This is a genomic window from Sphingobium herbicidovorans (assembly GCF_002080435.1).
Taxonomy (GTDB): Bacteria; Pseudomonadota; Alphaproteobacteria; order Sphingomonadales; family Sphingomonadaceae; genus Sphingobium; species Sphingobium herbicidovorans.
Genome location: NZ_CP020539.1, coordinates 668,607 through 687,025 on the forward strand (window position 1 = coordinate 668,607; position 18,419 = coordinate 687,025).

The following is an 18,419-nucleotide window of genomic DNA, read 5'->3' on the forward strand; positions in this document are numbered from 1 at the left end:
CTTTCGACGCCTGACGATCTAGGGTCTGACACCGTGTCAGGGTCAATACGTAATCGCCTAAGCGGACAAATCGGCGGGCCCGTTCGCCTGGCCGCCATCAGCCAAGGTCATTGGCAACCGTAAGGCCGTGGTCCTGCGCCGGTCGATGCGCCGTAAACAAGTCGATCGCGCCGGTGATGGTCAAAAGCCGAAACGTCTCGGCCACATGCCTGAAGCCGGCCGCCGCGATCAGGCCGGGGAGCACGCCGTCGGCATTGGGCCGGGTATCATCGATGCCATCGAGCCGCTGCACGGTCAGGCGGAAGGCAAGCCGCATGAAACCCTGCTGGCGGCCATAATCGGCGATCACCAGGCGCCCACCCGGGCGCAGCATGGCGAACATGGCGCGCAGGGTTGCCGCCTTCTCCCTGACCGGCATCTGATGCAGCACGAGACTCGACACGACAGCGTCGGCGGTACCCGGGGCCACGTCCCTGGCAAATCCCTGACGCCAGTCGATATCGGCCCGCCGCACAGCGGCCTTGTGCCGCGCGATGTCGAGCGCCTCGGCATCGGGATCGAGACCGATCACCTGCGTCCTGGGCTCGGCTTGCTTGAGCATCAGCGCGAAGCTGCCGGTGCCACAGCCGACGTCGACGACCGTCTCACCGGCTTTGGGCGCCAGGGCGGCGAGCATGGCGGCACGCCACCGCTTCTCCCGCGTCCACAGGCGGATCGCGCGATCATAGTCTTTCGTCGATCCGGTCCCGAGCGGCGGGGTGTAGGATTGCATTGGCTTCTCCCAACGCGAGGCGTCCGAAACGATAAGCTACATCGACATGGGCGGCGATAGTGTCCCCAGCCAGGCGACGAGCCCGAGAATGACGATCGCAAGACCGCCTTCGACGACGAGGCTCGCGCGCAGCAGCGCCTGCGCCCGTGGCGCGTCCTCTTCCTCGATCGCCTGCGCAAGTGCCGGGGTCAGGCGATAACGGTTGAGCGCGGCCAGGCCCAGCATGCCGGCGAACAGCAGCAGCTTGGCGATGAGCAGCAGGCCGTAGGTCGACTGCCCGAGCGAGGCGATGTTGCCCGGACCGACGAGGAACCAGCCGTTCACCGTCCCGGTCAGGATCAGCAGGGCGACGATGATCGTGCCGACGAGGGAGAAGCCCCGCAACGCTTCCTCGGCGAGCGTGACCCGGTCCATGTCTTGAGCGGCGAGATCGTCGGTTGCGAGCCTGGGAAGTACCAGCGCGAGGAATGCGGCAAGCGCGCCGACCCAGGCGCCGGCGGCGAGCAGATGGATGAGATCGGCCCCCAGTTGCAGCCAGCCCGCCTCGCCTTCGCCAGCCGCGCCATGCCCACTCCAGGCGAGGGTCGCGAGTGCGACCGCGCCTGCCAGAGTGGAGGCGATGAAGGCAGGACGGGATTGCCGGCGATAGAAGGGGATGGAGAGCAGAAGAACGAGGAGCGCGACGAGGCGCGCCTTCAGCGCCGTTCCCATGGACGTGCCGTTGAACAGCTCTGCGACCATGGAAAGATCAGGCTGGGTGAGCGGCAGCCCGGTCATGGCCGCTGCCTGCAACGCGAACCCCAGCGCCGACAGCAGGAGGGCGAGACAGGCGAGACCGGCCACCATTGCTACCATCGGCAGATGCCGCTGTACCATCCGGCCGCCGCCGGGCGCATAGAGCGCGAACAGCGGCAGGCCGAACAACAGGCCGAGATCGACGTAGAGCGCCCAGCGGACGGCGACGAGTGCCACGTCGTTCATGGCGTCACTTGACGGTAAAGGCGAGATTGCCCTGGATGCGGTGCGTGTCGGTCGAGACGACGTGCCAGGCGACCTGATAGCTGCCCGCCATGAGCGGCTTGGCGAGCGTCAGCACGAGCGTCTTGTCGCCTTCGACGGACGTCTTGAAGCCGGTTACCGCCATGCGGTGGTTGGGCATGCCGGGCATGCCGGTCATCACGATCTCGGCGCCCGACAGCTTCGGCATCAGACCTTCACTGAAGGTGAGCGTTATACGCGACGGCGCCGGGACGCTGGCGTTGGCGGCGGGCGTCGAGGACACGAGCTTGGGATGGGCGTAGGCCGGAGCCGAAACACTCAGGCCGACGGCGGCGATGGCTGCGAGCGGCGAAAAGAAGCGCATTTGGACATTCTCCTGTCAGTGACATGAGAGAATACGCAGCCGCGACCTGCACCCCTCGCAATTTTCTTTTTGTTCCCGGACAAGGGTTGCCGGACCATCCTGCGTATTGAGAAGTGAAGACGGAGAAACATCATGGACCACCTCGACGACATGCTCAGCCGGTTGCGGGAAGCGCCGCTCGATCCCCGGCTTGCCGGGCTGGACAGCCGCGTCATGGCCGAGATCGCCCGGCTCCAGGCCATGCCCCGCCTGAGCGCCACGACATTCGGTATCGCCGCGGCAGCAGCCTTGTTCCTGGGAATTGCCGGCTCGGCCGTGCCTGTGCGGTCGACCGAAGCCGGGCCGATATCGCCCTTTGACGCGCGGCTCGCGCTCGCTCCTTCGACGCTGCTGAGTTCACAATGATGCGCGACCGCCGGCTCCTGCTCCTCGTCCTGCTGACCTTTGCCGCGGCGATCGCCGGTGTGGTCATCGGCCGCGTCTATGTGGTTCCGGTGCGCCCGGTCGAAAATGAGTTGCACGACCTGCTCCATCGCGATCTGAAGCTGGACACCGCGCAACATAGCCGTCTCGAGACGATCGAGAAGAACTATGCGATCCGGCGTCAGGCACTGGAGGCCGAACTGCGCGCCGATAACGCGCGGCTCGCCGAGGCGATCGAGGCGGAGCATGGCTATGGTCCTCGGGTTGCAGGGGCGGTGGATCGCTCGCACCAGGCGATGGGCGCGCTGCAGAAGGAAACACTCGAGCATATCTTCGCGATGCGGGCCGTGCTGCGCCCGGATCAGACGGACAAGTTCGACGACGCCGTGGTGAAAGCGCTGACGGCCAAGTCCAAATGACCGCGTGCCTCCCCGACTGCTCGGACGGGGAGCTCGCGGCTCTGGCGCTTGGAGGCCGGCAAGCGGCCTATGGCGAGCTGGTCCGCCGGCATCAGGGCTGGGTGCACCGCCTCGTGCGCAGCCATGTCGGGAACCGCGACGAAGCGCTCGACGTGACCCAGGCGAGCTTCGTCGCCGCCTTCGCCGCACTCAACCGCTATGACGCTGCGCGACCCTTCCAGGTCTGGATGTCCCGGATCGTCATCAACAAATGCCATGACTGGCGGCGCCGGCGCGCGGTCCGGAACTTCTTCTCCATGGCCCTGCCGCTGGGCGAGGCGGATGACGTCGCCGATGAGGCGCCGCTACCCGACCAGGCAATCGGCGCCGAGCAGCAACTGGCAGAGGCGATGAAAGCGATCGCCGCCCTGCCCGCCTCTCTCAAAGACACGCTCATCCTGCGGACGATCGACGAGAAATCGGAAGCCGAAACCGCCGAGATTCTCGGCATCAGCCAGAAGGCAGTCGAGACCCGCCTCTACCGCGCCCGCGCACGCCTCGCGGAAATGTTGAAGAAAGTTTGAGGGGGATGAGGCCACGCTGCGTATTTCCAATAGGTCCGCCCTCTTTCTTAAAGCTGAGACAACCGAATGATTTCTGCTCTCGACCGCCGCCAGTTCCTCCGCGGCGCGGCCCTCGCCGGCGGCGGCGCCGCCTTGTCAGCCTGGCTGCCGGCCTGGGCGCAGACGATCTCGCCGGGGATGCGACCGACGCTGCCGACCGTGTCGGGCGAAGACATCACGCTCACCATCGCCCGGCAGTCGATGACCATCGACGGGCGCAAGTTCCGGGCAATCGGCCTCAACGGCACGGTCCCCGCCCCGCTGATCCGGCTGCGCGAGGGCCAGCGCGTGCGGCTCAACGTCATCAATCAGCTGGAGGAGGACAGCTCGATCCACTGGCACGGGCTGATCCTGCCGGCCAATATGGACGGTGTGCCGGGCGTGTCTTTTCCGGGCATCAAGCCGGGCTCGAACTACCTCTACCAGTTCTCCGTCGTGCAAAGCGGCACCTACTGGTACCACAGCCATTCAGGCCTGCAGGAACAGGAAGGCCATTACGGCCCGATCATCATCGATCCCGCCGGTGCCGATCCGGTCGCCTATGACCGCGAGCATGTCATCGTGCTCGCCGATCACAGCGCGCTCTCGCCGCAGGCGATCTTCCGGCGCCTCAAGGTCAACCCCGGCCATTTCAATTTCCAGCGCCAGACCCTGGCCGGGCTCCTGTCGGGCAAGGATCAGCCGCTCAAGGACCGGCTCGACTGGGGCCAGATGCGGATGGACCCGGCCGACATCTCCGATGTGACCGGATCCACCTACACCTATCTCGTCAACGGCCATGGTCCGATGGACAACTGGACCGCGCTCTTCACCCCGGGCGAACGGGTGCGGCTGCGGGTCATCAATGCGTCGGCGATGACCACCTTCAACGTCCGCATCCCCGGCCTGCCGCTGACCATCGTCCAGGCCGACGGGCAGAATGTGGTGCCGGTCACCGTCGACGAGTTCCAGATTGGTGTTGCCGAGACCTACGACGTCGTTGTCAGCCCAGGCGATGACAAGGCCTACACCCTTGTCGGCGAGGCGATCGACCGCTCGGGCATGGCGCGTGCCACGCTCGCGCCGAGGGCCGGCATGGCCGGCGAGGTTCCCCCCTTACGCAAACGGCCGCTCGCCGACATGAAGGACATGGGCATGGACATGTCCTCGATGCCGGGCATGGAAGGCATGGACATGTCGGGCGGCGCTATGCGGGGCGTCGATCCGACGGCCGAGAAGAACGCGTCCGCGCGCCTCGCGACCGGCGCGGCGGCAGCGATGGCGACCATGGACAATAGCGCCATGGCAGGCATGGATCATTCGGGGATGGATCATGGATCGATGGCCGGCATGGACCACGGCGCGATGGGCGCCGATGGCCAGATGGCGGGCATGGATCATGGCGGGCACGCGATGGGCTCGATGAAGATGCGCGACTTCTCGAACGCGCCGCAGGTGAAGCGCGACCCGAGCGTCCAGACCATCTCGCCGATGCCCGTAGACCGCACCGGCGAGCCCGGCCAGGGCCTCGCCGACGTCGGCCACAAGGTGCTTGTCTACAGGGACCTGATGGCGCTCGATCGCAATCCGGACGTGCGCGCGCCGAGCCGCAGCATCGACATTCACCTCACCGGCAACATGGAGCGGTTCATGTGGTCGTTCGACGGCGAAAAAATGTCGGACCATCACGAGCCGATCCCCTTCATCGAAGGCGAGCGGGTGCGCGTCAATCTCATCAACGACACGATGATGGGGCATCCGATCCATATTCACGGGCATTTTTTCGAGCTGGTGACGGGGCATGGCGATCATGCGCCGCGCAAGCATACGGTGATCGTCCAGCCCGGCGGCAAGGTGACCTGGGACTTCACCGCCGACGCGGTCGGCGACTGGGCCTTCCACTGTCATCTCCTCTACCACATGCATGCAGGGATGATGCGGGTCGTGAGCGTCCGTCCGAAGGGAGACGCGCAATGACCCGCATCCTCACGCCGCTGGTGAGCGCGATCGCCCTTCTCTCCGCCGCGCCCGCCTTTGCCCAGGATCATTCGATGCACGACATGCCCGGCATGGCGCCGCCGGGCGGGGCGCGGCCGGCGCAGGAGAAAAAGAAGGACAAGGCCGCCGCGCCGCGCCCCAAGCCCGCTACCAGGCCGCGCGCTCAGAAACCAGCGCCGGGCACCATGCCGGCAATGGACCATTCGCAGGACCAGGCCAGTCCTGCGCCACAGGCAGATGCCGCCGGTCAACCGCAACCCGCTGCTCCCGCGATGGCGGAGATGCCGGGCATGGACCACTCCCGGCATCAGGACGGCGCGATGCCGGACATGCCCGGGATGGACCATTCGCAGCATGGCCAGACCGCCATGCCCGGAACCTCCGCCATGCCCGGCATGCAAATGACCGGCACGGCGCTTCCGGCCGGCAATGCGCCCCCGCCGCCCCCCCCAGCGACCACTTCGCCGATCGGGATTTTCCCGGCGGCGAGATGGCGCGCTCGCGCGACATCATGATGAAGGACAGCGGCGGCAACAATTTCGGGCAGGTGCTGCTCAACCTGTTCGAGTATCAGGCGCATAGCGGCCGCGATGGCTATCGCTGGGATGGCGAAGGCTTTTACGGCGGCGACATCAACCGCCTCTGGCTCAAGAGCGAGGGGGAAGGCGAGTTTGGCCGCGGGATCGACAGCGCAGACGTCCAGGCCCTCTATAGCCGCGCCATCGACCCCTATTTCAACCTTCAGGCCGGCGTCCGCCAGGACTTCGGCCGCGGGCCCAACCGCACCTATGCGACCGTTGGCGTCGAGGGTCTGGCTCCCGGCATGTTCGAGGTCGAAGGCGCGCTGTTCCTCTCGACCAAGGGCGACCTTCTGGGCCGGGTCGAGGGCTATTACGACCAGCGCATCACCCAGCGCCTGATCTTGCAGCCGCGCGCCGAGGTCAATTTCGCCGCGCAGGATATTCCGGAGAACGACATCGGTTCGGGGCTGGTCAACATAGAGCTCGGCGCGCGCCTGCGCTACGAATTCAGCCGCCAGTTCGCACCTTACATCGGCGTTTCCTATCTGCGCAAAGCCGGAGACACGGCGCGGCTGTCGAGGCTTGCGGGCGAGGACGTCCATGCCACCAGCTTCGTCGCCGGCATCCGCTTCTGGTTCTAGGATCGGGACAGCTGATGGCGGGGGCGAACAAGAGAGCGGGGCGTTACACTCATACCCAGGTCGGCCGGCGCCGAGCGAAGGAGATACGCCATGGACCATTCGTCCCACATGAACACCCGGAAGATGGGTGCCTATTGGAGCCTTGCCGTTCAGACCGTCATCAGCGGCGTCATCATGTATCTGGTGATGTTCGTCATGATCGACGGGCTCGACAGCTTCTACAACAACCTCAACATGCTCTACATGACGCTGATGATGGTCGCACCGATGGTGGTGCTGATGATCCTCGCCATGCGACACATGTTCGTGTCGAAGGCCGCCAACATCGCGCTGATCGCCGCGTCGCTGGTCGCCTTCTTCGGCAGCTTTGCACTCATCCGCACCCAGACCACGATCGGCGACACGGCCTTTCTGCGCTCGATGATCCCGCATCATTCCGGGGCGATCCTGATGTGCCAGGAAGCAAAGCTCAGCGATCCGGAAGTCATCCGGCTTTGCGAAGCGATCAAGCGCTCGCAGCGGCAGGAAATCGACGAGATGAAGGCCATACTCGCGCGGCGCTGAGTGGCACGGTCGGGCTACGCCCGGATACGTGCGCCCGGCCAGGCATGTGAGCCGGGACGATGGTCGACACGAGGCGCGGGCCGGACGAGATTGCCAGGGAGGTGGTGCGGCTTGCGCCGTTGTTCCTGCGACAGGCTGGCGGCCATGTCCTGACGCTGCTCGATCCTGCCGGGATCGTGCTGAGCTATAATGAAGAAGGCGAGCGTGCCGAATGCTGGCCGCTCGACCGCGTCCTGGGACAGCCCCACGACCTGTTCTACCCGCCCGACGAGATTACGGCCGGCCGGCCGTGCGCAGACCTGGCGGCCGCCCTTCACGAGGGCACGCTGGAGCGCGAAGCGTGGCGGGTCTGCGAGAATGGAGCGGAGTATCTCGCGCGCCTGACGATCAGCGCCCTGTTCGAAGGCGACGCACATCGAGGCTTTGCCTGCATCAGTCGCGATGTCACCGACGAGGCGGCGGTCCGGGCGTCGATCGAGACCCGCGAGCAGCATCTCCAGTCGATCCTGGCGACGGTGCCGGATGCGATGATCATCATCGACGAGACCGGCGCCATCACATCCTTCAGCGCAGCGGCACAACGCCTTTTCGGCTACAGCGAAGCCGAGCTCGTCGGCCGCAACGTCTCCTGCCTTATGCCCCAGCCCGATCGCGACCGGCATGACGAATATCTCGCGCATTATCTCCAGACCGGCGAGCGCCGGATCATCGGCCTCGGCCGCGTCGTGGTCGGCCAGCGCCGCGACGGCTCGACCTTCCCGATGCAGCTGTCGGTCGGCGAGGCCGGTGAAGACGGGCAGCGGTTGTTCACGGGCTTCATCCGGGATCTCACCGCCAAGGAGCAGGATGAGCTCAGGCTCAAGGAACTGCAGGCAGAGCTGGTCCATGTCTCCCGGCTGAGCGCGATGGGCACGATGGCTTCGACTCTTGCCCACGAACTCAACCAGCCGCTTGCCGCGGTCGCGCTCTATCTCGAGACGATCCGCGACATGCTCGACGAGCGGGACGACGAACCCTTCGTGTCGCTGCGGTCGGTGATGGATGATGCCGCCCAGGAAACGCTGCGGGCCGGCCATATCGTCCGGCGCCTTCGCGATTTCGTCGCCCGCGGCGAGGTCGACAAGAGCCTCCACGAGCTGCCGCAGGTCATCGCCGAGGCGAGCCAGCTCGCGCTGGTCGGCGCACGCGAGCGCGGCATCCGCAGCTTCTTTGCGGTCGAGCACGCCGCGACGCCGGTCCTCGTCGACAGGGTGCAGATCCAGCAGGTGCTGGTCAACCTGATGCGCAATGCCATCGAGGCGATGGCGGAGTGTCCGGTTCGCGACCTCAAGGTGGCGACCAGGTTGCGCCCTGACGGGCTGATCGAGGTGACCGTGGCGGATACCGGCCCCGGCATCGCCGACGAGGTCCGGGAGCAGCTCTTCACGGCGTTCAAGTCGACAAAGGCCGACGGCATGGGCCTCGGCCTTTCGATCTGCCGGACCATCATCGAAGCGCATGGGGGCCGTATCTGGATGGAGCGCCCCGACCGCGGCGGCGCGCGCTTTCATTTTACCTTGATCCATGCGCGGGCGGAGGAGGAACATGGGGGATAGACGCGTCATCCATCTGGTCGACGACGAGGAGAGCATCCGCAAGGCGGCGAGCTTTGCGCTCAAGACCGCGGGCTACGACGTCGTGACCTATGCCTCGGGCGTGGAGTTTCTCAAGGAGGCGAAGTCGGCGGCCGTCGGCTGCGTCATCCTCGACGTGCGCATGCCCGAGATGGACGGTCTCGAGGTTCAGGCCGCCATGGCAGCACGCGGGGTCAACATGCCGGTCATCGTCCTGACCGGCCATGGCGACGTGTCGGTTGCGGTGCAGGCCATGAAAGGCGGCGCGGTCGACTTTCTCGAGAAACCCTTCGAGAAAGCCGCCCTGCTCGGCGCCGTCAGCCGCGCGTTCGCGCGTCTCGACGATGTCGACCTTCGTACCCTGGAAACGTCCGAAGCAGGGGTGCGGGTCGCTGCACTGACGCCCCGGGAGCGGGAAGTGCTCGAAAGGCTGGCCAACGGCCTGCCCAACAAGACGATCGCCTATGACCTGGGCTGTTCATCGCGAACGGTCGAGGTCCATCGCGCGAGCCTGATGGCCAAGCTCGAGGTCCGCAATCTGTCCGAAGCCCTGCGGATCGCCTTTGCCGCGGGCATGGGCCGCAAGCCGAAGTGACTGCGACCTCTACGTAGCGACGGGACGAGGCGCGATATGCGATCGATGGTGCAATCGTCACACGGGTGTCCGCTTCTCGCAATGCCATCGGTCCGTTCCACCCAGCATGATGGCAGATACACCATCCTCGTCTCCGACGACGATCCCGGCGTGCGGCGTGGCCTCCAGCTGCTGCTGAGATCGCGCGGCTATGCCGTGTGGGGATATACGACCGGCCGCGCGCTGTTGGCCGACCCCCGCGCGAAGGAGGCGGACTGCGTCATCCTCGACTATCGCATGCCCGACATCGACGGATTCGCGATGCTGCGTCACCTTCGCGAGATCGGATGGTCGGGACGGGCCATCATGATCTCAGGCTTTCACGACACGCTGCTGGCCTCGCGGGCCGCCGAGGCGGGCTTCGATCACGTTCTCGCAAAGCCGTTGATCGGCAGGGCTTTGCTCGATGCGTTGGACCGGCACCGCGCCGAGACGCTTCGAAAGCATTGAACTGTGGCAACCTGCCCCCGGCGGCCTCAGCCCTGCGCGATGTGGACAGCGGTCAGCGACGTCAAAGCCAGTGGTTGCGTTTGAACCGGATGTAGAGTCCGATGCAGACCGCAGCGATGACGCCGAGGATGACGAAATATCCCCACTGCGTCTTCAGTTCGGGCATATTCTCGAAGTTCATCCCGTAGATCCCGGCAATCGCGGTAGGCACCGCGAGGATCGCGGCCCAGGCGGCGAGCTGACGCGTGATCGCACCCTGGCGCTGCTGTTCGAGCAGGTGACTCGCCTCGAACACCGAGATCAGGATGTCGCGGATGCCGGTGATGGCGCTCTCAACCCGGAGCATGTGATCGAGCAAATCACGGAAATAGGGTTTGGAGGCCTCATCAAGCCGCGGAAGCTGCAGGTTCACCAGCTTGCGACCGACCTCGAGCATGGGTCCGAGCACGCGTTGGAAGCGGACGAGCTCACGCCGCAGCGTGAAAATCCGGGTCACCTCCTCGCGGGTGAGAAAGGCTGCAAGCATGCGCTGCTCCATCTTGAGGACGTCCTCCTCGATCGCCTCGACGATCGGGAAATAGCCATCGACGATGAAGTCCAGAATGGCATGGAGCACATAGTCCGGGCCCTCGCGCAGCAGGTCCGGCGTGATTTCGAGATGCGCGCGAAGCTCGCTGTGCGAGCGTGCCGAACCCTGCCGAACGGTGATGAGGAAATTCTTGCCCAGGAAAATCGCGGTGGAGCCGTAGGCGATATGATCGCCTTCAAGATGTGCCGTCCTGGCGACGATGAACAACTGGTCACCGTAGACGTCGAGCTTGGAAATCTGGTGGCCGTTGCCGGCATCTTCCACGGCAAGCGGGTGAAGGCCGTAATTTCCGGCGATGTCGGCAAGTTCTGTTTCGCTGGGCTGGGAGAGGCCGATCCACACAAAGTCATCCTTGGCGATATGCTCGCACGCCGGATCGATCAGGGTCACCGGCCGCAGCCGTTTGCCCTCGTGATAAAGAAAGGCGGCGACGACGCTCATGGCACTTTCCGGTGCCGCCACCTGCGGCGGCGACCGGAAGCCGTGTGCCTCGCCCATTGAGACGCGTGCACAAGCAGGCGCGCCTCGCCCTTTAACCCCAGTCGCAGGAAGACGAAGGCGGCGCGCAGCAATTCGAGCGAGAGCTTATAGAAGATGCGGCGGAGCGTTGGGTTTCGCAGAAGGCCGCTCCCGTTCATGACGCGCGTGGCTGGGCGGCGCGCTGCCACATCAAGGGCACGCAGACTGCGAAGGTCCGCGCACCCTTGATTGGCGACCGCGAAGGTTTTCCTCTCTTGCGATGGTACCAAGCGATTGCCCGTTTGGCGCTTCGGCAATCGTGTCGGATGGCTATACCTAAGTATCGGATAGCGGCGCTGACGACAGGGGTTGCCGGGCCCCGGTGAGGCGCATCGCACCGCGCGGAGACGAAAGCTGGAAGACGGGAAAGCTCAACTGTCGAAAGCGACCGAGCGCGCGAGCGCTTCCTGGGACTGCAGAAAGGCGAGCCGCGATTGCAGCGCCGCCTGGACAACGCCGAAAGCGTCACCCCCCAGAGTCACGCGCAGCGGCGGATGGTCGCTGGTTGCGACATCGACGATCGCTTGCGCGATCTTTTGCGGGTCGAGCGTGTAGAGCTCGTTTCCGGCGGTCTCGAACATCTTGCGGATATCGCCGGCGGGCGTATCGCGATAGGCGGCGATCTCGCTGGCGAATTGCAGGTTGTGGCTGAAGCTGGTGCGCGCGCCACCCGGCTCGATCAGCGTCACGAACAGGTTGAAGGGTTCAAGCTCCTGGCGGAGGCATTCGCTGAAGCCCTCCAGGCCCCATTTGGCCGCATGATAGAGACTGCTCGTCGGAAGCGAGCCCTGACCGCTGGCGCTGGAGATCTGGATGATCCGGCCGCTCCCGCGCAGGCGCATCGCGGGGACAAAGGCGCGGGTGATGTGGATGGGCGCCATGAGATTGAGCGCGATCTGGCCTTCGACCTCGGCGTCCGACATCTCTTCGGTGGCGCCGATCACGCCGCCGCCGGCGTTGTTGACCAGAATATCGACGGGTCGACGCGCCTGCGCCCGGGCCACGACCGCAGCAATATCGTCCTTGACCGTGACGTCGAGCGCTTCGACGCGCAGCTGGCTCGGATATTTCGCCGCAAGGTCGTCGAGGCTTTCGGGCCTGCGAGCCGTCGCGGTAAGGTCGTCGCCCGCGGCCAGGATCAGTTCGGCCAGATGGCGGCCAATGCCGCTGGACGCGCCCGTGAGAAACCAGTGATTGGACATATGCTGCTCCATATATTACCAACTGGTAGGTAACTTCATATGTGGAATGCGTCAATGCCGGGAGGTGTGATGAAGGAACGAACCAGGCGGAATGCCGCACAGAGCCGCGAGACGCTCCTGGCTGCAGCGACCGAGGAGTTCGCGTCCCATGGGCTGGCGGGCGCGCGGATCGATCGCATTGCGCAGGCGGCGGGTATCAGCAAGCCGATGCTCTACACCTATTTCGGGGACAAGGAGGCGCTCTTCGATGCCGCGCTGACGCAGGAAGTGATGGACGCGGCGCAGGCCGATCGCTTCGATCCCAATGATCTTGAGGGTTATGCGGGGCGCACCTATGACTTGCTGGTCGAGCGCCCGCGCTTGTGGAGGCTGCTGACCTGGCATCATTTGGAGCGTGGCCAGGATGTTCTGATGCTCCCGGCCGGCGAGGTCCTTCTCGGGGAGAAGCTGGACGGGATCGCAGCGGCGCAGGCCGAGGGGCGGATCGTCGCCGACTTCACGCCCATGGACGTCGTCCGGCTTGTCGCCGCCCTCACCCAGCTCTGGTGCATGACCGGAGCCGCACGCGACGCTACCGAGCATGCGGCGCGCAGGGCGACGATCATGCGGGCGGTGGGGCGACTGCTGCGCGTGTGATCGTGCGAGGCGCGCGTTGCCCGCCCGCGCGCCGATCAGGACACAGCAAGCTCCATCGCACCCCGCGACATTACCCGACCGCTAAGATACGGCGGCTCATCTGCTCGCGCTGCCCGTGGGCACGGCGGGCCGAGCGACGATCAGAATTGCGCGGCCACAGCCGAACCGGAGTGGATCGGCAAGTGAGCCCGTCGCAGCGCGATGACCTCAGGTCGCAGGCCTTGATGCGCGACGTTTCGTCAGCAGTCGTTTGAGATCCTTCGCAAGGCGATAAAACAGAATGACGATCCCGGTGACCACGATGAGCAACGTCGCCGATGCAGCGACAACGATCAGTGGATGGTTGTAACTGCGCGAGGCGCCAAGGTTCATGATATGGATTTTGTAAAAGAAATCATAGAAGTCCCACAGGTCCGAACGGCGACTGAGCACCTCTCCGGTGAACGGATCCAGATAGAGGCGACTATGCTCCTTGTCGGCGAAGCTGGCGCGCCACAGCGGCCCGCCGACCTGCGCTTCCTCGGGCGCCGTTTCCTGATAGTCGACCGCCTGCAGCCTGCCGGATCCTTTGTAGGACATCAGAGCATAGCGCCGAGCGTCTGCCAGACTGATCTCATCGACATTTTCGCCAGTGTAGGCGTTCCACCAGCTTTCGCTTCCGCCCCGCGCCTTGAGGACCCATATCGGACCGCGCGGCGTATTTTTGAGCGTGGCCTCGTTGAGGTCGGTGTGGCATGCGATCTTCGATCCCATGCGACGGAAAGCGGATAGTGCAGACGCCCCCGCCTGCAAAATCCCTCGCGAGCTATGGCAAATCCGGCTCGCCGCTGGATGCCCCCGCGCGCCACAAGCGCGCGGGGATCCGGGGGTCAGAAGGGCACGTCGTCGTCGAGCTCAGGATCAGGGTCGCCGGCCTCGTCGGACTTCGATTTCGCCCGGCTGAGGAAGTCGATCGTCTCGGCGATGATCTCGGTGCCGTAGCGCTCGACGCCGTCGCCATCGGTCCATTCGCTGTAATGGATGCGGCCGCGCACCAGCAGCTTCATGCCCTTGGTGCAATGCTCCTGCACGGTCTTGCCGAGGCCATTGAACGCGGTGATCCGATGCCATTCGGTGTCCTGGACGCGGTAGCCTTTCTCATCGCGAACGACCTTGCCTTCCGAATAGCGGGGACGCGAGGTCGCCAGGGTGAAGTGGGTGATGCGGGTCCCGCCCTGGGTGGTGCGGCTCTCCGGATCCATGCCGATATTGCCGGCAAGAATGACGATGTTCTGCATGATCAAATCTCCGTTGCTTCCGTCCGAGGGACCGTCCCTCCGACGAGACCCGGCCAAGACCGGCGGGAGACGAGGGCATCGACGCGCAAGCGGCGACCCGACCCACAAGGGCCGGAGTGGTGCGGGCAGGCGCGCGAGCGACAACCCGGTCCGGCACCGCGGGGGTTGCCCCACGGCAACCGTCCGGGCTTAGGGGATCAGTCAGGCGGAGGGCGCTTTCCCTCGGCGCCAGGCAACGGCAGAGCCATGTCGCAACATCGCGATGGGCCGAGCTCAGGACATGGACTGCCCGCAATGACTGGTCCGGTTGTGTAGTTAGTTGATCTGCGCCTCTGATACCAGCCTGGGCGGGAGGCGGAGCGTAGCGGAGCCGAGCGGCCAGGCTGGCATCTTGATCGTCTCCGGGGCCGGTGGTCGATATCCGAGACTGCTGTGGGGCCGTGCTCGGTTGTAATGATCGCGCCACCAGCCGGTGACGATCCGCACCTCCTCAAGGCTGTAGAAGATTTCGCCGTTGAGCAGTTCATCTCGCAGACGGGCATTGAAGCTTTCGATATAGCCGTTCTCCCATGGGCTGCCGGGCTCGATATAGAGGGTAATGACGCCAAGCCTGCCGAGTCACTCGCGCACCGCATTAGCGACGAACTCGGGGCCGTTATCGGATCTGATATGCTCGGGCGGCCCATGCTCGATGAACAGATCGGTCAGCACGTCAATCACGTCGTTCGACCGGAAGCGCCGCAGCGGCACCATCGCCAGGCATTCCCGGCTGAACTCGTCGATAATGTTGAGCATTCGGAACTTGCGACCGTTGTGCGTCTGATCCTCGACGAAGTCGTAGGACCACACATGCCGCGATGCTCCGGGCGCAGCCGGATGCACGATCCGTCGCCGAGCCAGAGCCGCCGCCGTTTCGGTTGCCGCTTCGGCACTTTAAGACCCTCCCGCCGCCAGATACGCTCAACCACTGACAGGCTGACCTGCCAGCCCGCCTGGCCCAGCAAGACATGGATGCGGCGATAGCCATACCGGCCATAGTCCTTGGCCAGCGCGATGATGTCGGCTGTTAGCCGCCGCTCGTCGGCATCATCCTTCGGTGGATGGCGCTGTGTCGAACGATGCTGGCCCAGAACACGGCAGGTCCGTCGCTCCGATACCGGCAACGCGCGACGGATCTGCTCGATCGCCTCACGGCGACGGGAGGGACTCAAAAAGTCAGCTTCGACGCCTCTTGCAGGATCGCCTTGTCGAGCGCGAGGTCGGCCACCAGCTTCTTCAGCCGCGCATTCTGGCGCTCCAGATCCTTCATTCGCCGCGCCTGGTCGACCTTCAGCCCGCCATATTCCTTGCGCCACCGATATAGCGTCTGCTCCGCGATCCCGATCTGGCGGCAAGCCTCCACCGCTGTGCCGCCTCGCCCCACAATCACCTCTACTTCACGCAGCTTCGCTATGATCTGCTCCGGCGTAAACCTCTGACGTCCCATACATTTCTCCAATTCTCATGCCCAAATGGGCTCTCTTCAGAATTGGACCAGTTTTTCCAAGGTAGACCACTATCCCTCCGTCAGACCGATGCCAGCCTCACAGGAGGTTTCGGGCAACAGCGGCAAGACTGAGTGCAAGCGCGACAAGGCTGGGAATGATGACCGCCGCCCCGCAGATGAAGGCAAGGACGCCCACCCAATTCCAACTCGGTGCCTGCATCATCACTTCGTCCTTTGCCCAATGGTGTCCACACCACCATCCTTATCGCAAACGATTTGCCTCGCCCTCGGTTTCGGGTCGCCAATCATCAGGTTCGACAAGAGGCTGGTCTGACTTGGCGTCGGTCACGACTCGCTCGGCCGCTCCATCCAGATCATCATACTGCCCGGTGCGCATCGACCAAAGAAAGGCGCCCAGCCCAGCAAGGCCCATCAGCAGCGCGACCGGCACCAGCCACAGGATCCCGCTCATCGGGTAGCGGCCAGGGGAACGAGGGTCGGTGCCGGCGCTCGCCTGCTAAGCCGTGATCCGCGTGCTGCGGGAATTCGCAGAGAGTTCGCAACGACCGAAATCGACGAAAGCGACATGGCGACGGCAGCAAGCAGTGGGGTGACATAGCCCGCCATGGCCACAGGAATCACCAAAAGGTTATAACCGACGGAAAGCGCCAGGTTCTGGCGGACACGTTGCCGGGCCGCGCGCGCGATCTGCACAGCGCGCGGAACCGCATCGAGATCCTGGCCGAGATAAACAATATCCGCGGCCGCCCGACCGATGTCGGCGGCATTGGAAGGAGCCATCGAAACGTGCGCCGCCGCCAGTGCCGGTCCATCGTTCAGCCCATCACCCACCATCAAGGTCAGGCGCTGACTGTCCGCCAGCGCCTGAAGCCGCTCCACCTTATGCTGCGGCAGCAATCCGGCACGCCAGTGGGCGATACCGATCGCGTTCGCGAACCCCGACACAGAAGCAATGTGATCGCCCGAAAGCAGTTCGATAGGCAGCCCAAGCGCGTCAAGCTTGGCCACCGCTTCCCGCGCACTCGTCTTTTCAACGTCCAAGAAGGCAAAATGGCCGGCAAGCTCACCATCGACCGAGAACACGGTCTGGAAACCGCCACTCTCGCCCGTGCCTGGATTCAAAGCCCAATCGGCACGCCCCAGGCGAAACAGATGGCCGTTCCGCTGGCCCTCCAAACCCCGGCCCGGCAGCTCGGAAAAACTGTCCAGATCGAGGCCGGACAAGGCGCCGCCGTTGGCGGCAATCGCGCGTGCGACGGGATGGTTGGAACGCGACGCCAGCGCCATCACGATTGCGCGATAGGGTTCATCGATGGCGATCTTGCTCACTCGCAAATCGCCATGAGTGAGCGTGCCGGTCTTGTCGAAAATCACGGTATCGACCTGTGCAAGCCGCTCGAGCGCGCTTCCATCCTTGAGCGCGATGCCGTGCTCGAACAAGCGCTTCGCCGCGGCGACCTGAACCATGGGTATGGCGAGACCAAGCGCGCAGGGACAGGTCACAATGAGCACCGAAATGGCAATGGTCAGCGCCCGATGCCAATCGCCTGTGTCAAGGAACCACCCGGCAAACACGGCCAAGGCCAGCGAATGGATGATCGGCGAGTAATAGGCCGCAACACGGTCGGCGAGACGGCGATAGCGTGCTCTGCCCTGCTCGGCCGCTTCCATCATTCGCACCATTTCGGATAGAAAGGACCGCGCGTGGCTGTTGGTCACACGCACCTTGAGCGAACCATTGAGATTCAGCATGCCCGAAACGAGCGTGCTTCCCGGTCGTACCGGCACCGGCATCGCCTCGCCCGTGACCGCGGCAGTGTCGAGATCGCCCTCGCCCGCAAGGACAAGACCATCCAGCGGAACACGCTCGCCTGGCGCGACGAGGATGACATCACCCACCGAGACATCCTCGAGCGGTCTAAAAGCGCGCGATCCATCCGTGCCGATTACATTCGCGCCCGCAGGCGTCATTCGCGTCAGCCCGAGCACGGCCGAACGGGCCTTGTCACGCATGGCATGGTCGAGCGTTCGTCCGACAAGCAGGAAAAAGATCAGCGTCACGACCGCGTCGAAATAGGCATGGCGTCCGAAATGCAGCGTGTCGTAGATGCTGAGACCCAGTGTCAGGACGATGCCGATCGAGATGGGCACATCCATATTGGTGCGTCCCGCGCGCAATGCCGACCATGCCGACAAGAAGAAGATGCGCCCCGAAAAGAATACCGCGGGAAGCGCGAGCAGCGCCGAGATGAGATGGAACAGCTGCCGCGTAGCGGGGTCGGCGCCTGACCAGACCGACACCGAAAGCAGCATGATGTTCATCGCCGCGAAGCCGGCGACCGCTGTCGCGACGATCAGCCGGCGCTTTTCGGGATCGGCGCGTTCGTCCGGTTGGCTGAGAAGATTTGCCTCGAAGCCCGCCTCGTTCAGCGTTGCCAGCAAAGGCGGTGCACTCGCGGTTTGCGCTTGCCGCCATGTGACGGTCACACGCCGCGTCGATAGATTGACCCGAGCCGCTACGACGCCCTCGAGGTTACCAAGGATGCGCTCGATCTTCGCCATGCATCCGCCGCAATGCGCGGTCGGGACCGACAGTTGCGTCCTCATCGTTCCGTCATCCAGCGATTGGCTGGCGAAGATGAGTTCATCGACCGATTGCCCGGTCAATGATGTCGGCGCCTGGACGGCAGGCATGGCATGGCTGGCCATG

At 64.6% G+C, this 18,419-nt stretch carries 19 protein-coding genes and 2 pseudogenes; 10 read left to right on the plus strand and 11 right to left on the minus strand.

The annotated features are described in order from the left end of the window. Nucleotides 1-97: 97 nt before the first annotated feature. Genes B6S01_RS17780 through copC form a run of 3 tightly spaced genes read right to left on the minus strand, consistent with a single transcriptional unit; the run spans nt 98 to nt 2,135 of the window. A complete protein-coding gene (locus B6S01_RS17780; protein WP_017501308.1) occupies nt 98-772 on the minus strand; it encodes a class I SAM-dependent methyltransferase in 675 nt (224 codons plus the stop codon). Between the two features lie 36 nt (nt 773-808). Next, nucleotides 809-1,753 carry a copper homeostasis membrane protein CopD gene (gene copD / locus B6S01_RS17785; RefSeq protein ID WP_007406374.1) on the minus strand — a complete coding sequence of 315 codons (945 nt, stop codon included), beginning with the start codon at nt 1,751-1,753 and terminating at the stop codon, nt 809-811. Nucleotides 1,754-1,757: 4 nt separating this feature from the next. Further along, on the minus strand, nt 1,758-2,135 hold the full coding sequence (copC, locus tag B6S01_RS17790) for a copper homeostasis periplasmic binding protein CopC (protein ID WP_007406420.1): 378 nt from the start codon (nt 2,133-2,135) through the stop codon (nt 1,758-1,760). Between the two features lie 132 nt (nt 2,136-2,267). On the opposite strand from copC, the gene B6S01_RS17795 reads away from it, so the two are divergent. The 9 genes and pseudogenes from B6S01_RS17795 to B6S01_RS17835 all read left to right on the plus strand — a co-directional run bounded on the left by B6S01_RS17795 (nt 2,268) and on the right by B6S01_RS17835 (nt 9,979). Further along, nucleotides 2,268-2,540, plus strand: coding sequence for a hypothetical protein (locus tag B6S01_RS17795; RefSeq protein WP_007406394.1), 273 nt, complete (start codon nt 2,268-2,270; stop codon nt 2,538-2,540). After that, the gene (locus B6S01_RS17800) at nt 2,540-2,977 is read left to right on the plus strand and encodes a periplasmic heavy metal sensor (protein WP_025550099.1); all 438 of its coding nucleotides are present in this window, start codon (nt 2,540-2,542) and stop codon (nt 2,975-2,977) included. Before B6S01_RS17795 ends, B6S01_RS17800 begins: the two co-directional genes overlap by 1 nt. Continuing rightward, nucleotides 2,974-3,540 carry an RNA polymerase sigma factor gene (locus B6S01_RS17805; RefSeq protein WP_025550098.1) on the plus strand — a complete coding sequence of 189 codons (567 nt, stop codon included), beginning with the start codon at nt 2,974-2,976 and terminating at the stop codon, nt 3,538-3,540. The genes B6S01_RS17800 and B6S01_RS17805 overlap by 4 nt, the downstream gene beginning before the upstream one ends. 66 nt (nt 3,541-3,606) lie before the next feature. Beyond that, on the plus strand, nt 3,607-5,535 hold the full coding sequence (locus B6S01_RS17810; protein ID WP_037462748.1) for a copper resistance system multicopper oxidase: 1,929 nt from the start codon (nt 3,607-3,609) through the stop codon (nt 5,533-5,535). Next, nucleotides 5,532-6,718: pseudogene (locus B6S01_RS17815) on the plus strand (copper resistance protein B). The gene B6S01_RS17810 and the pseudogene B6S01_RS17815 overlap by 4 nt, the downstream one beginning before the upstream one ends. Nucleotides 6,719-6,808: 90 nt before the next feature. Then, a complete protein-coding gene (locus B6S01_RS17820) occupies nt 6,809-7,282 on the plus strand; it encodes a DUF305 domain-containing protein (RefSeq protein ID WP_015449253.1) in 474 nt (157 codons plus the stop codon). 59 nt (nt 7,283-7,341) lie between these two features. Then, entirely contained in the window at nt 7,342-8,877 is a 1,536-nt protein-coding gene (locus tag B6S01_RS17825) for a PAS domain-containing sensor histidine kinase (RefSeq protein ID WP_025550097.1), read from the plus strand. Beyond that, nucleotides 8,867-9,490, plus strand: coding sequence for a response regulator transcription factor (locus B6S01_RS17830; RefSeq protein WP_013039093.1), 624 nt, complete (start codon nt 8,867-8,869; stop codon nt 9,488-9,490). The genes B6S01_RS17825 and B6S01_RS17830 overlap by 11 nt, the downstream gene beginning before the upstream one ends. 81 nt (nt 9,491-9,571) lie before the next feature. Then, complete coding sequence (locus B6S01_RS17835; protein ID WP_021245219.1) at nt 9,572-9,979, plus strand: response regulator; 408 nt, start codon at nt 9,572-9,574, stop codon at nt 9,977-9,979. 61 nt (nt 9,980-10,040) lie between these two features. On the opposite strand, the gene corA is transcribed toward B6S01_RS17835, so the two are convergent. Together corA and B6S01_RS17845 are read right to left on the minus strand one after the other, a co-directional pair. Further along, on the minus strand, nt 10,041-11,009 hold the full coding sequence (corA, locus tag B6S01_RS17840; protein ID WP_004212726.1) for a magnesium/cobalt transporter CorA: 969 nt from the start codon (nt 11,007-11,009) through the stop codon (nt 10,041-10,043). 449 nt (nt 11,010-11,458) lie between these two features. Then, complete coding sequence (locus tag B6S01_RS17845; protein WP_021245217.1) at nt 11,459-12,289, minus strand: SDR family oxidoreductase; 831 nt, start codon at nt 12,287-12,289, stop codon at nt 11,459-11,461. A gap of 69 nt (nt 12,290-12,358) precedes the next feature. On the opposite strand from B6S01_RS17845, the gene B6S01_RS17850 reads away from it, so the two are divergent. After that, on the plus strand, nt 12,359-12,925 hold the full coding sequence (locus tag B6S01_RS17850; protein ID WP_004212724.1) for a TetR family transcriptional regulator: 567 nt from the start codon (nt 12,359-12,361) through the stop codon (nt 12,923-12,925). Nucleotides 12,926-13,132: 207 nt separating this feature from the next. On the opposite strand, the gene B6S01_RS17855 is transcribed toward B6S01_RS17850, so the two are convergent. From B6S01_RS17855 to B6S01_RS17875, 6 genes and pseudogenes are all read right to left on the minus strand, one after another. Further along, nucleotides 13,133-13,678: a PepSY-associated TM helix domain-containing protein gene (locus B6S01_RS17855; RefSeq protein WP_004212723.1), complete on the minus strand. Its 546-nt coding sequence runs from the start codon at nt 13,676-13,678 to the stop codon at nt 13,133-13,135. A 116-nt stretch (nt 13,679-13,794) separates the two neighbouring features. Further along, nucleotides 13,795-14,202, minus strand: coding sequence for a single-stranded DNA-binding protein (locus B6S01_RS17860; RefSeq protein WP_004212722.1), 408 nt, complete (start codon nt 14,200-14,202; stop codon nt 13,795-13,797). Between the two features lie 315 nt (nt 14,203-14,517). Beyond that, nucleotides 14,518-15,688 (minus strand): annotated as a pseudogene (locus B6S01_RS17865) (IS3 family transposase). A gap of 97 nt (nt 15,689-15,785) precedes the next feature. Further along, nucleotides 15,786-15,911, minus strand: coding sequence for a hypothetical protein (locus tag B6S01_RS21950; RefSeq protein ID WP_004212719.1), 126 nt, complete (start codon nt 15,909-15,911; stop codon nt 15,786-15,788). 39 nt (nt 15,912-15,950) lie between these two features. Next, entirely contained in the window at nt 15,951-16,160 is a 210-nt protein-coding gene (gene ccoS / locus B6S01_RS17870; protein WP_004212718.1) for a cbb3-type cytochrome oxidase assembly protein CcoS, read from the minus strand. After that, nucleotides 16,157-18,418: a heavy metal translocating P-type ATPase gene (locus B6S01_RS17875; protein WP_004212717.1), complete on the minus strand. Its 2,262-nt coding sequence runs from the start codon at nt 18,416-18,418 to the stop codon at nt 16,157-16,159. The genes ccoS and B6S01_RS17875 overlap by 4 nt, the downstream gene beginning before the upstream one ends. Between the last annotated feature and the right edge of the window lies 1 nt (nt 18,419).

Bases quoted from the DNA above. Each gene is read 5' to 3' on its own strand.
- B6S01_RS17780 (WP_017501308.1), bottom strand. From the start codon at position 772: ATGCAATCCTACACCCCGCCGCTCGGGACCGGATCGACGAAAGACTAT.
- copD (WP_007406374.1), bottom strand. From the start codon at position 1,753: ATGAACGACGTGGCACTCGTCGCCGTCCGCTGGGCGCTCTACGTCGAT.
- copC (WP_007406420.1), bottom strand. From the start codon at position 2,135: ATGCGCTTCTTTTCGCCGCTCGCAGCCATCGCCGCCGTCGGCCTGAGT.
- B6S01_RS17795 (WP_007406394.1), top strand. From the start codon at position 2,268: ATGGACCACCTCGACGACATGCTCAGCCGGTTGCGGGAAGCGCCGCTC.
- B6S01_RS17800 (WP_025550099.1), top strand. From the start codon at position 2,540: ATGCGCGACCGCCGGCTCCTGCTCCTCGTCCTGCTGACCTTTGCCGCG.
- B6S01_RS17805 (WP_025550098.1), top strand. From the start codon at position 2,974: ATGACCGCGTGCCTCCCCGACTGCTCGGACGGGGAGCTCGCGGCTCTG.
- B6S01_RS17810 (WP_037462748.1), top strand. From the start codon at position 3,607: ATGATTTCTGCTCTCGACCGCCGCCAGTTCCTCCGCGGCGCGGCCCTC.
- B6S01_RS17820 (WP_015449253.1), top strand. From the start codon at position 6,809: ATGGACCATTCGTCCCACATGAACACCCGGAAGATGGGTGCCTATTGG.
- B6S01_RS17825 (WP_025550097.1), top strand. From the start codon at position 7,342: ATGGTCGACACGAGGCGCGGGCCGGACGAGATTGCCAGGGAGGTGGTG.
- B6S01_RS17830 (WP_013039093.1), top strand. From the start codon at position 8,867: ATGGGGGATAGACGCGTCATCCATCTGGTCGACGACGAGGAGAGCATC.
- B6S01_RS17835 (WP_021245219.1), top strand. From the start codon at position 9,572: ATGCCATCGGTCCGTTCCACCCAGCATGATGGCAGATACACCATCCTC.
- corA (WP_004212726.1), bottom strand. From the start codon at position 11,009: ATGAGCGTCGTCGCCGCCTTTCTTTATCACGAGGGCAAACGGCTGCGG.
- B6S01_RS17845 (WP_021245217.1), bottom strand. From the start codon at position 12,289: ATGTCCAATCACTGGTTTCTCACGGGCGCGTCCAGCGGCATTGGCCGC.
- B6S01_RS17850 (WP_004212724.1), top strand. From the start codon at position 12,359: ATGAAGGAACGAACCAGGCGGAATGCCGCACAGAGCCGCGAGACGCTC.
- B6S01_RS17855 (WP_004212723.1), bottom strand. From the start codon at position 13,678: ATGGGATCGAAGATCGCATGCCACACCGACCTCAACGAGGCCACGCTC.
- B6S01_RS17860 (WP_004212722.1), bottom strand. From the start codon at position 14,202: ATGCAGAACATCGTCATTCTTGCCGGCAATATCGGCATGGATCCGGAG.
- B6S01_RS21950 (WP_004212719.1), bottom strand. From the start codon at position 15,911: ATGATGCAGGCACCGAGTTGGAATTGGGTGGGCGTCCTTGCCTTCATC.
- ccoS (WP_004212718.1), bottom strand. From the start codon at position 16,160: ATGAGCGGGATCCTGTGGCTGGTGCCGGTCGCGCTGCTGATGGGCCTT.
- B6S01_RS17875 (WP_004212717.1), bottom strand. From the start codon at position 18,418: ATGGCCAGCCATGCCATGCCTGCCGTCCAGGCGCCGACATCATTGACC.